We start from the raw sequence: 12,363 nt of genomic DNA on the forward strand, positions 1-12,363 counted from the left end.
GGCGCGCTCTCCGCGCAGCGCGCCGCGAGACCGGCCGCAGCCGATGCCGCCGCGGCGAAGCCTTTGCCGGCCGCTGCGCCGGCCGACCCTGCCGCCATCGCCGGCGGTGCGGCGGACGCGCTGACGGCGTCCGCCTACCCGACCGAAGGCGGGGTGCACAAGCCGCTCCCGCAGGAAGTGCGGGAGCGCGGCCGCAGTGCCGGCTACGCCGCGGGACGCGACGCTGCCGGCGGCCCCGGCCGACCGGCCCCGTCCGGCTTCCCGTCCGGCTTCCCGGGCGGCCGCCAGACGCCGCCGGGACAGCCCGCCGCGCTTGCTCGCGCGGCGGAGCTGTATACCCGGGGCGAAGCGCCGAAGCGGCCCGTGTTCCCGGAGATGACGCTGATCGGCCAGCATCACGGCACGTACCTGATCGCGCAGAACGATCAGGGGCTGTATCTGATCGACCAGCACGCCGCGCACGAGCGGATCAATTACGAATACTATTACGAGAAGTTCGGCCAGCCGGAAGCCGCGTCGCAGGAACTGCTGCTGCCGATCACGATCGAATTCACGTCGGCCGAGAGCACCAAGATCCGCGACCGGCTCGGCTGGTTCGAGCAGGCCGGCGTCTATATGGAACCGTTCGGCGGCCAGACGTTCCGCGTTACCGCTTATCCGCACTGGTTCCCGGACGGGGACGAACAGTCCATTATCGAGGAAATGGCCGAGTGGGTACTGAGCGAACGCGCGATCGACCTGGCCAAGCTGCGGGAAAAAGCGTCCACGCTCTGCTCGTGCAAAGCGTCGATCAAAGCCAACCAGCGCCTGAGCGACGTTCAGGCCCAGACGCTGATCGAACGCCTCGGCCGCTGCAAGCAGCCTTATACGTGCCCTCACGGCCGCCCGATCGTCGTCTCTTTTTCTTCTTACGATTTGGAGAAGCTATTCAAACGTGTATAAGACCTTCCCCAACCCAAGAGCGTTTCCAATCGAATTTACGAAACGGGACGCTTTAACCCGTTTCGTAAATGACCTAAAAGCGATTTAGTCAAATGGGGGAAGGTCTGCTTCTTCGAATCCGAAACCAATCCAAAGAGCAACTCAATCAAATGGGGGAAGGTCCTGCTTCGCCGAATCTCCCCCCATCCATAATCTTTTCCAATTCCAAAGGAGCCCAATCCCCATGATGATCGTAACTACCGGCGATTCGCCGGCCGACGCCGAGCTGCGGCGGGCCCGGCAGATCGCCGAACAGGCGGGAATCCGGCTCATTCCGCGCAGCCGTACCTCGATTCCCAATCTTTTTTCCAAATACGGCGCCGAAGCGGTCCTGATCGTCACCCAGGGCAAAGTCCGCCTGTTTCGCCAGGAGCAGCCCGTGCTGGAATACCATCCTAGCATGGGTTACGTCCGCGCCAAGCGGCTGCTCCGCGGCGAACCCGATCCGATGATCGACGCTGCGCGCGCCGCGGAAGGAGATTCCGTGCTCGACTGCACGGCGGGACTCGGTACCGATTCGCTCGTGTTCGCGGTCCGCGTCGGCCCGCAGGGCCGTGTCTGCGCGCTCGAGGCGTCGCCGGAACTGTCCGTGCTGCTGCGGGAAGGGCTGTCCAGCTACGAAGTCGAGAAGTCGGCCGTCACCGAAGCGATGCGGCGCGTCGAAGTCATTCATGCCGACCATCTCGATTATTTGCGGTCGCTGCCCGATGACAGCTTCGACGTCGTCTATTTCGATCCGATGTTCCGCAAGCCGGTGTACGATTCGTCGGCGATCTCGCCGCTGCGGGCGTTTGCGGACGCCCGTCCGCTGAGCGTAGAAGCGATCGAGCAGGCGATGAGAGTCGCGCGCAAAACGGTCGTGCTCAAGGAGAAAAAAGGCAGCGGGGAAATGGAACGTCTCGGCTTCGCGCCGGACGGACGCAGCCACGCCAAAATTACGTACGGAGTGATTCCTATTGACTGAACATTATCCAACCGGCAATGCAGCCGGGAGCAGACCCAAACTGCTCGTTTTGATCGGACCGACCGCGGTCGGCAAAACCAAACTCAGTATCGAATTGGCCAAAACTTTTTCGTGCGAGATCATTTCCGGGGATTCCATGCAGGTGTACCGGGGTATGGATATCGGTACGGCCAAAATCTCGGCGTCCGAAACGGAAGGCATCCCGCACCATTTGGTCGATATCCATGAGCCGGACGAACCGTTTTCCGTGTCCGAATTCCAGGAACGCTGCGACGCGCTCATTCCGGAGATCGAAGCGCGCGGCAGGCTGCCTTTTATCGTCGGAGGCACGGGGCTGTACATCGAATCGCTGTGCTACCGGTACGAATTCGCGGAGAGCGGAGCGGACGAAGCGTTCCGGCAGGAACAGGCGTTGTTCGCGGAAAAAGAAGGCACGGAAGCGCTGCATGCGCGGCTGCGCGCGATCGATGCGGAGTCGGCGGAACGGCTGCATCCGAACGATACGCGCCGGGTGATCCGTGCGCTGGAGATCTACGAATTGACCGGCGAGACGCTGTCCCAGCGGCTTGCGGCGCAGAAAAAGACCACGCCCTACGACCTATGTTTGATCGGTTTGACAATGGACCGCCAAATGCTATATAACCGTATTGAAGAGCGGATCGATCTCATGATGGAGCAGGGCCTGGTCGAAGAAGTACGCACTCTCAAGGCCCGCGGCTATACGCCCGACATGGTGTCCATGCAGGGTCTCGGCTACAAAGAGATCTGGCCGTACCTGGACGGCTCGGAGACGCTCGAAGAAGCGGTCTACAAGCTGAAGCGCGATACCCGGCATTTTGCCAAAAGACAGCTGTCCTGGTTCCGGCATATGCGCGATATTCAATGGGTGGACGTTTCCGAACCGGAAAAATTTTCCGCGAATTTCGAACAGGTTCATGGTATAATTACCGGAAGGTTCGGCTCCGATTTTTGAACGAAAACGACAGTAAAATGACAATTTGGGGGTACCGGTTATGAACAAATCCATTAATATTCAAGACACGTTCCTGAACCAACTGCGCAAAGAGAATATCCCTGCCACGGTCTACCTGACCAACGGATTTCAGATTCGGGGCACGATCAAGGCTTTCGATAACTTCACGATCGTGATCGACAGCGACGGACGCCAGCAGATGGTGTACAAGCACGCCATTTCGACGTTTATGCCGCAGCGCAACGTATCCCTCGCCCAGCCTGACAGCACGCCCGGCGAATAACGGCGAGGCCGCGCCGCTTCGGTAACGAAGGAATGACAAACCTGTAACGGCAAAAGTTGAAACTTTTCACCGATCCTGACGTCTAAACCAATAGCTTGCGAACGGGAGCAACCCTCACGGGTTGTTCTTTTCATTAGCGAACCATCATAGCGGCCAAGGATCGTTCGGGCCGCAAAGAATGCAAAAGGGGTGTCAGAACACATCATGCCTAACCCACAACTGAGCCGCTCGAACCGGAATGCCGGAGGAAGCGGCGGAGGCGGGAACGGCGGAGGCCAAAAACCTCCGACGACTGCGAAGAAAAAAACTTCCCCGAAAAAGAAAAAAATTACGGGGAAACGCGTTTTTTGGACTTTATTTTTCACGGCGGCGTTTGCGGTCCTGTGCGCGCTGGGCGGTTACCTGTTCATTACGATCAACGGGGAGAAGATTCTCGCCGAGAACAAAGACAAGATCGATATCAAAGCGCCGACGGTCATCTACGACCGGACCGGCGTGCAGATCGGCGAAGTCAAAATCCAGCGCGGCGAAGAAGTCGAGGAGCAGGACATTCCGAAGCTGCTCAAGGACGCTTTCGTGGCGACCGAAGACAAACGCTTTTTCGATCACTCGGGCGTCGACCTGAGATCGATCGGACGGGCGGCGGTCCGAGACGTGATTGCCCGCTCGGCCGTGGAAGGCGGCAGCACGATTACCCAGCAGCTCGCCAAGAACATTTTCCTGTCCGCGGACAAGACGTTTTTCCGCAAAGCGACAGAAGTGTCGATCGCGCTGGCGCTTGAACGCCAGTTCAACAAAGACGAGATTCTGGCCATGTACCTCAACCGGATTTCGTTCGGCGGCCAGCATTACGGCATCAAAGCCGCGTCCGAGCGTTATTTCGGCAAAAGCAACCTGAACGACCTCAAGCTGTGGCAGATGGCGACGCTTGCGGCGATGCCGAAAGCGCCGACGCGCTACAACCCGATCGCAAATCCCGACAAGTCCAAAGAGCGCCGCGCCGTGGTGCTTCAGCTCATGTACGAGCAGGGCTACATTACGGAAGCGGAAAAAGACGAAGCGGCGGCGATCAATTACAACTACACGCCGCCGGAGACCAAAGAAACGCATTATCAGGCGTTTATCGACTACGTGCTGCAGGAAGCGGAAGACGCTACGGCACTCGGCGAAGACGACCTGAACCGCGGCGGCTACAAAATCTACACGACGATGGACGCCAAAGCGCAGCAGAGCCTCGAAGACGCGTTCAAGGACGACTCGCTGTTCGAGGAAAGTCCCGACGATCAGCCGGTGCAGGCGTCGATGACGATTACGAACAGCCAGAACGGCAGCATCGTCGCCATTTTGGGAGCGCGCAATTACCATAAAGGCGATTTCAACCGCGCGGTCAACAGCCGCCGGCAGCCGGGCTCGGCGTTCAAGCCGATCGCGTCCTACGCGCCGGCGCTCGAATCCGGGCAGTTCACGGTCGATTCGCAGCTGAACAACGAACAGCAGAGCTTCGGCAGCTACAGCCCGAGAAACCTGCACGGGTACAGCAAATCCGTCTCGATGAAAGAAGCGCTGGCGGAGTCGATCAATATTCCGGCCGTATGGCTGCTGAACCAGATCGGCGTCGAGACGGGCTTCCAGTTCGCGGAGTCGCTCGGCATCCCGCTGACCGACAAAGACCATAACCTGAGCCTGGCGCTCGGCGGTCTCAGCAGCGGGACGAACACGCTGGAGATGTCGCAGGCGTACAACTCGTTCGCCAACGGCGGCAAATATATCGAAGCGTACGCGATCAAATCGATCCGCGATTCGAACGAAATCGAGATCTACAGCCGGATCGACACGGCCAAAGAAGTCATGAGCGCGCAGACCGCTTACGAGATGACGCAGATGATGCAGAGCGTCATTACGGACGGTACCGGCAAAAAAGCCGATATCGGCCGTCCTCTGGCCGGCAAGACCGGCACGACGCAGAGCGGCATCGACGGCAACAGCGCCAACCGCGACGTCTGGTTCGTCGGCTATACGCCGGAGTGGACCGGAGCCGTATGGATGGGCTACGACAAGCCGAATGCCGAACACCTGCTGAAGAACAGCAGCGGCCTGGCCGCCTCCATGTTCGCCCGGGTCATGAGCCAGGCGCTGGACGGAACGCCGGTGACGGACTTCAAAGCGCCGGACGCGCCAGCCCAGGAGCCGGTCGCCGAAGAGCCGGAACCACAGCCGGAACCGCCGGCAGCAGCGGAGCCGGTCGGCGCGCCGAGCGGGCTTGTCGCTTCGTATGACGTCGGCAGCGAGAAGATCGTGCTCTCCTGGCAGCCGGTAGCCGGAGACAACGTCCGCTATCGCCTGTACCGCCAGGAATCGTCCGAAGCCCAGCCTTCGATGCTCTCCGACGGCCTGATGTCCGCTTCGGCGGAAGATCCGGGCGCGCTCGCCGGACTGACCTACAGCTACGCGGTGACCGCTTATCGGGCGGGGCAAGAACCGATCGCGGAGTCCGCGGCTTCCAACACGGTCAGCCTGACCGTGCCGGCCCAGGACAACCCGGAAGAGGTCGTGCCACCGGAAGAGACGACGCCGCCGGAAGAAGTCGAAGAGCCGGAAGTCGACGAAGGCGCGGAAGAAGTGCCGCCGCCGGTCGAAGACAACGGCGGTAACAACGGAAACGGCTCGGACAATGGCAGCAATAACGGCAATAACGGCAATAATGGAAACAATGGCAACAACGGAAATAACGGCAACAACGGCGGCGAGACGACCGATCCGGGTACCGTGGCTCCTCCGACCGAAGGCGGAACGGGAGAAGAGAATACGGTTCCGGGCACGGTCGTTCCCGAAGAGCCGGCGGATCAGGAACAACCCGATCCGGCAGCCGAACCTCCGGCCGATCCGAATGCGGCTCAGCCGACCGATCCCGCGGCGGGAACGGTCACGGACGGTACGCAGGAAGTCGCGCCTACCCAGCCCTAAACAAGCAAGCTCCGAAAGCCATAAACGGCTTTCGGAGCTTTTTTGCACATATTTTCCGTAAATCGGGTAATGTAGAGCAAGAGCAAGCCAGTTCTTTTGTGAAGTGGCCTGAGAATGTGATAAGCTTTAGTCAAATGGAATAATGGAAAGGGTCGGTTCCCTATGAAACGTAAATTTGCTGACAGAGCCAACTGGCGGCGCGTAACCGATCGGAGATTCTTGTGCCGGTACATCGACAGCCGCCGCTTTACGGGCTACGTAACCTTGTACAATATGCTCAAGCTGAAGGAACCGCTGATGAAAACGTACGGGGGACTTACGTTTTGTGTGGCCGACAAAGGCTATTCTTGGCTGCAGTATTTTCCCAAGGATGCCCACTTTATCGTCACGACGATGTTCAACGAGAAAAGGGAAGTCGTGGAATGGTACATCGATATCTGCAAATCGCAGGGCGTCACGGATCAGGGCGTACCCTGGTTCGACGATCTGTATCTGGATATCGTCGTACTGGGCGACGGCACCGTCTTTTTGCTGGACGAAGACGAACTGGACGATGCGCTGCGGCGCGGCGTCATTACGGAAGCGGATTATGCGTTGGCGACCCGAACGGCCCACGGGCTGCTCCGGATGATCGACGCGCACGCTTTTCCGTATTTCAGGCTCTCGATCGAACATCGCAGACGGCTGTTCCCGGCTTCGGCACTCAAAGTCTAGCTTCAGGCGGACGATGGCGCGTCGAACAGTTTTGCAGGGAAAGGGGAACGAAAGCAAGTGAATACGGGTAAACGGCCGGAAGCGCTGCGCGGCATCGGACCGGTCCGGGGAACGGCACACCGCACGCCACGCAGACGCGGCCGATGGATCAAATCTTTGGCGCTCGCGGCAGGGGTCGGTGCGATCCTGTTCGCGTTCTGGACGCTGTATATTCAGGTCCGGATCGGGCAGGGCATGACGCTTGACCGTGAGTCCAACACGGATGTCGGCATCGTACTCGGGGCAAGTCTGTGGAATAACGAACCGAGTCCGGCGCTGACCGAGAGGCTCGAAGCCGCTTACGAAGGCTACGCAAGCGGAGCATATCCGATGCTCATCGTCAGCGGCGGGCTCGACAATCCGCGGATGAAGCTGACGGAAGCGGAAGGCATGGCCAACTATTTGCGCAAGCGCGGCGTGCCCGAGGCGAACCTTATTTTGGAAAATAAAGCGACCAGCACGTACGAGAACCTGTTATTCAGCACCCAGATCATGCAGGAGCGCGGCATGGAGACGGCCACGATTGTGACCCATCAATTCCATGGCGCCCGCTCCAAAGACATCGCGGACTTTCTGGGCTACGAAGATCCGCAGTTCGAGCTCGCTCCGACCGAGGCGCTAAATCTATGGCAGACCCGCGGCCGCGAGACGCTCGCTTTTACCAAATGGCTGCTCGACAAGAACACGTTGCCAGACGGCAAATAATCGGGGATAATGGAACGGATGTACCCCCACGGGATAGAAGGAGAACAAGAGATGCAGACGACAACTTACGATACGACGCCGGAGGAAAATCCCCGCGCGATTCTCGTCAGTCTCGTGACCGACGAAGTGAAGCGTTCCGGGATCGACCCGGTCTATTCGCTTGACGAACTCGTGGCGCTGGCCGAAACGGCGAGCGTCCAGGTGCTCACGACCCTGACGCAGAACAAAGAAAAGAAAGATACGAAATGGTTTATCGGCAAAGGCAAAGTCCAGGAGCTCAAAGTGATCGCGGACGAGCTCGGCGCCAACACGGCGATTTTCGACCAGGAGCTGTCCGGCGCGCAGGTGCGCAATCTGGAAGCGGAACTGGATTTGAAAATTATTGACCGTACCCAACTGATTCTGGATATTTTCGCCCAGCGGGCCAAAACGCGCGAAGGCATTATCCAGGTCGAACTGGCCCAGCTCAGCTACTTGCTGCCGCGCCTGTCGGGACAAGGCGGCAATCTGTCGAGACTCGGCGGCGGTATCGGCGCACGCGGTCCCGGCGAGACGAAGCTTGAGACCGATCGCCGGCATATCCGCGGACGGATCGACGAGCTGAAACGGCAGATCGGCGAAGTGGAGAAGCACCGCACGATGCAGCGTCAGCGCCGCAAGAAAAGCGGAACGGTGCAGGTTGCGCTGGTCGGCTATACGAATGCGGGCAAATCGACGCTGCTTCGCGAGCTGACGGATGCCGACGTTTACGTGCAGAATCAGCTGTTCGCGACGCTCGATCCGACGTCGAGAATGCTGGAACTGCCGGGCGGCCGCGAGATCGTGCTGACGGATACGGTCGGTTTTATCCAGAACCTGCCGCATAATCTGATTGCTGCGTTCCGCGCGACGCTTGAGGAAGTGAACGAAGCCGACCTCGTGCTGCACGTCGTTGACGCGTCTTCGGACATGCTGAGCGACCAGATGAAAGTCGTCGACCGCATTCTCGAAGAACTCGGCGCCGGCGGCAAACCGCAGATCCAGCTGTACAACAAAAAAGATCTGTGCACGCCGGAGCAGCTGGAGCTGCTTCCGGAAGACGAGCAGAACCTGCGCATCAGCGCTTACGACAAGCAGGATCTGGACAAGCTGCTGAACCGCCTGCAGGAAGAATTGACGGGCGGAACGGTCTCTTACCGGATTCCGGCCGCGCGCGGCGATCTGTCCGCCCAGCTGTACAAAATCGGCGAAGTGATCTCCCAAGAGTTCGACGAGTCGGACATCCTGTACGAAGTTCGCCTGCACACGGGAGAAGCGGAGAAATACGCGCATCTGCTGGAAGACTACAAACTCTAAAATTCCAGATGAAAAAGACGATTCCCCTTCGCATAGAAGCGGGAATCGTCTGACGTTTCGGCGCGCCGGCCTACTGCGTGCAGATCCATCAACGTGCAAACCTATCAAATCGAAAAAAGAAGGACGGAACAAAAAGACGATGAGAACTTTTGAAGCGACAATCGAGCAGTGGAAAGAAGAAGCGGAGCGGATCGTGCGCCCCCGCTTCGACGAGATCGACGCCATCGTCGAGCATAACCAATGGAAAGTGATCGAAGCTTTTCGCAGCTGCAAAGTCAGCGATTTTCATTTTAATCCTTCGACGGGCTACGCTTATAACGACCGGGGCCGCGAGGTGCTGGACGAATTGTACGCGGTCGTGTTCGGGGCCGAAGCCGCTCTGGTGCGTCCTCATTTCGCTTCCGGCACGCATACGATCTCGACGGCGCTGTTCGGCGTGCTGCGTCCGGGCGACGAACTGCTCTATATGACCGGCACCCCTTACGATACGCTGCACAAAGTGATCGGCAAAACCGGCGACGGTACCGGCTCTCTTGCCGATTTCGGCATCGGCTACCGCGAAGCTTCCCTGACGCCGGACGGCGAAGTCGATTGGGACGAGGTGGCCCGCCAGATTACGCCGAACACGAAAGTGATCGGTATCCAGCGTTCGCGCGGTTACGCGTGGCGCCTGCCGTTCACGGTGCAGCAGATCGGAGACATGACGCGCAAAGTCAAGGAACTATGCCCGAACGCGATCGTCTTCGTGGACAACTGCTACGGCGAATTTACGGAGCAACTCGAACCGACCGAAGTCGGCGTCGATCTGATGGCCGGCTCGCTGATCAAAAATCCGGGCGGCGGTCTGGCGGAAACAGGCGGTTATATTTGCGGGCGCAAAGATCTGGTCGAATTGGCCGCGTATCGCCTGACGGCACCGGGTATCGGGGCGGAAGTCGGCGCGATGCTCGGGACGACGCGCGGCATCTACCAGGGGCTGTACATGGCGCCGACGATCGTCGGACAAGCGGTCAAAGGCAGCATTTTTGCCGCCGCCATGTTCGAACTGGCCGGCTTTGCCAGCAGTCCGGCCTGGAACGCTCCGCGTACCGACCTGATTCAGGCGGTCGTGTTCGAGCGGCCGGAGCAGTTGATCGCGTTCGTGCAGGGCATCCAGCTCGCGGCAGCGGTAGACAGCCATGTCGTGCCGGAGCCGTGGGACATGCCCGGTTACGAGAACCCGGTTATCATGGCCGCGGGAACTTTCATCCAAGGCGGCAGCCTGGAATTGTCGGCCGACGCACCGATTCGCGAGCCTTACATCGGCTACATGCAGGGCGGTCTGACCTACTCCCACGTGAAGTACGGGGTACTTAACGCTCTGCAAAATCTGTTCGATCGTAATTTACTGTGAGTTAATCTAACACATCATTGACGCTTCCTATCAGGATATGTACAATAAGAGAGAGAATAAGAAAAGTACATTGGAAGGTTGATGCATAAATGGGCGACGACATTCGCAGAAATATGGCCTTGTTCCCGATAGGGATTGTTATGAAACTTACCGATCTGTCCGCGCGTCAGATCCGATACTATGAACAGCACAGTCTGATCGTTCCGGCACGGACGTCCGGCAATCAGCGCTTGTTCTCGTTCAACGACGTGGAGCGGCTGCTGGAGATCAAGGCCCTGATCGAAAAAGGCGTCAACATCGCCGGCATCAAGCAGGTGATGAACCCGGTCACCAAAGAATCCGAAGAAGCGACGGTCCTGAACGCGGCCACCGAAGAAAAGCGCAAAGAACTTTCCGATTCGCAGCTTCATCGCATGCTCAAGCAGCAGTTGGTCTCCGGCAAGAAACCGGGCCAAGTCTCGTTGATTCAAGGCGAACTGTCCCGCTTCTTTAATAGAAAATAAGAAAGACCGGCATTTTGCGCGTCGATTGGCTTCTTCGGGATGTTCCGGGATGCAGCCGGCGCGCGGAGTGCGTATACTTAAGAACGTAACCTATCACACAGACGAAGAGGAGAGGGTATCTTGAGTTACAACAAAGAAGACATTCTGCGTATTGCCAAGGAAGAAAATGTTCGCTTCATCCGTCTTCAGTTCACCGACCTGCTCGGCGCGATCAAAAACGTCGAAATTCCGGTCAGCCAACTGGAAAAAGCGCTCGACAACAAAATGATGTTCGACGGTTCTTCCATCGAAGGGTATGTCCGGATCGAAGAATCGGATATGTACCTGTATCCGGATCTCGATACCTGGGTCGTATTCCCGTGGGTAACCGAGAACCGCGTCGCGCGCCTGATCTGCGATATCTATCTGCCGTCCGGCAAGCCTTTCCCGGGCGACCCGCGTGCCGTACTGCGCCGCGCGCTCGAAGAAGCCGAAGAAATGGGCTTCAGCGCGATGAACGTAGGACCCGAACCGGAATTCTTCCTGTTCCGCACGGACGAGAACGGCAATCCGACAGACGAGCTGAACGACCAAGGCGGCTACTTCGACCTGGCTCCGATGGATCTCGGCGAGAACTGCCGCCGCGAGATCGTCATCACGCTCGAAGAAATGGGCTTTGAGGTCGAAGCTTCCCACCACGAAGTGGCTCCGGGACAGCACGAGATCGACTTCAAGTACGAGAATGCGATGAAAGCGGCCGACCAGATCCAGACGTTCAAGCTTGTCGTCAAGACGATCGCCCGTCAGCACGGCCTGCATGCGACATTTATGCCAAAACCGCTGTTCGGCATGAACGGTTCGGGCATGCACTGTCACCAGTCGCTGTTCCGCGGCGGAGAAAACGCGTTCTACGACGAGAGCGACGAGCTTGGTTTGAGCGAGACGGCCCGTTATTACATGGCCGGCATCCTCAAGCACGCGCGCGCGTTCGCGGCGATCACGAACCCGACCGTCAACTCCTACAAGCGTCTCGTACCGGGCTATGAAGCGCCTTGTTACGTGGCCTGGTCCGCCAGCAACCGCAGCCCGATGATCCGTATCCCGGCATCGCGCGGCCTGAGCACCCGGATCGAAGTCCGCAACCCGGACCCGGCAGCCAACCCGTATCTGGCTCTTGCCGTTATGCTCAAGTCCGGTCTGGACGGCATCCGCAGACAGATGACGCTGCCGGCTCCGATCGACCGTAACATCTATGTCATGTCCGAAGAAGAGCGGATCGAAGAAGGCATCCCAAGCCTGCCAGCCGATCTGAAGGAAGCACTCAACGAACTGATCCGCGACGAAGTCGTCGTTCAGGCGATGGGCGAACACGCCCTGACCCACTTCTACGAACTCAAGGAAATTGAGTGGGATATGTACCGTACTCAAGTTCACCAGTGGGAACGCGATCAGTATATGACGCTTTACTAGAATTCGTAATTCCAGCCGCAGCAAGGATTGTGCCTTCCGCACATTCTTGCTGCGGCTTTT

10 protein-coding genes and 1 pseudogene are annotated in these 12,363 nt (G+C 58.7%); all 11 read left to right on the forward strand.

Features of this window, described 5'->3' with window-relative positions; translation table 11 throughout:
• A pseudogene (locus tag FTE24_RS23160) lies at positions 1–942 on the forward strand (DNA mismatch repair endonuclease MutL); the annotation flags it as partial.
• A gap of 223 nt (positions 943–1,165) precedes the next feature.
• Positions 1,166–1,945, forward strand: coding sequence for a class I SAM-dependent methyltransferase (locus FTE24_RS04035; protein ID WP_337190010.1), 780 nt, complete (start codon positions 1,166–1,168; stop codon positions 1,943–1,945).
• Complete coding sequence (gene miaA, locus FTE24_RS04040; RefSeq protein ID WP_150229336.1) at positions 1,938–2,918, forward strand: tRNA (adenosine(37)-N6)-dimethylallyltransferase MiaA; 981 nt, start codon at positions 1,938–1,940, stop codon at positions 2,916–2,918. Before FTE24_RS04035 ends, miaA begins: the two co-directional genes overlap by 8 nt.
• Before the next feature lie 40 nt (positions 2,919–2,958).
• Positions 2,959–3,201 carry an RNA chaperone Hfq gene (gene hfq, locus FTE24_RS04045; RefSeq protein ID WP_150229334.1) on the forward strand — a complete coding sequence of 81 codons (243 nt, stop codon included), beginning with the start codon at positions 2,959–2,961 and terminating at the stop codon, positions 3,199–3,201.
• 204 nt (positions 3,202–3,405) lie between these two features.
• Positions 3,406–6,165 carry a PBP1A family penicillin-binding protein gene (locus tag FTE24_RS04050; RefSeq protein WP_150229332.1) on the forward strand — a complete coding sequence of 920 codons (2,760 nt, stop codon included), beginning with the start codon at positions 3,406–3,408 and terminating at the stop codon, positions 6,163–6,165.
• Positions 6,166–6,327: 162 nt separating this feature from the next.
• Positions 6,328–6,879 (forward strand): DUF402 domain-containing protein, encoded by a 552-nt coding sequence (locus FTE24_RS04055; protein WP_018977625.1) that lies wholly within the window; start codon positions 6,328–6,330, stop codon positions 6,877–6,879.
• A gap of 57 nt (positions 6,880–6,936) precedes the next feature.
• The gene (locus tag FTE24_RS04060; protein WP_337190011.1) at positions 6,937–7,623 is read left to right on the forward strand and encodes a YdcF family protein; all 687 of its coding nucleotides are present in this window, start codon (positions 6,937–6,939) and stop codon (positions 7,621–7,623) included.
• A 51-nt stretch (positions 7,624–7,674) separates the two neighbouring features.
• Positions 7,675–8,958 (forward strand): GTPase HflX, encoded by a 1,284-nt coding sequence (gene hflX / locus FTE24_RS04065; RefSeq protein WP_150229330.1) that lies wholly within the window; start codon positions 7,675–7,677, stop codon positions 8,956–8,958.
• Between the two features lie 139 nt (positions 8,959–9,097).
• Positions 9,098–10,351 (forward strand): methionine gamma-lyase family protein, encoded by a 1,254-nt coding sequence (locus FTE24_RS04070; protein ID WP_150229328.1) that lies wholly within the window; start codon positions 9,098–9,100, stop codon positions 10,349–10,351.
• Positions 10,352–10,440: 89 nt separating this feature from the next.
• Entirely contained in the window at positions 10,441–10,854 is a 414-nt protein-coding gene (locus FTE24_RS04075) for a MerR family transcriptional regulator (protein ID WP_018977629.1), read from the forward strand.
• A gap of 120 nt (positions 10,855–10,974) precedes the next feature.
• Positions 10,975–12,303, forward strand: coding sequence for a type I glutamate--ammonia ligase (gene glnA / locus FTE24_RS04080; RefSeq protein ID WP_141450066.1), 1,329 nt, complete (start codon positions 10,975–10,977; stop codon positions 12,301–12,303).
• Positions 12,304–12,363: the final 60 nt, after the last annotated feature.

Origin of the sequence: Saccharibacillus sp. WB 17 (assembly GCF_008634075.2) — a bacterium.
In the GTDB taxonomy this organism is placed as follows: domain Bacteria; phylum Bacillota; class Bacilli; order Paenibacillales; family Paenibacillaceae; genus Saccharibacillus; species Saccharibacillus brassicae.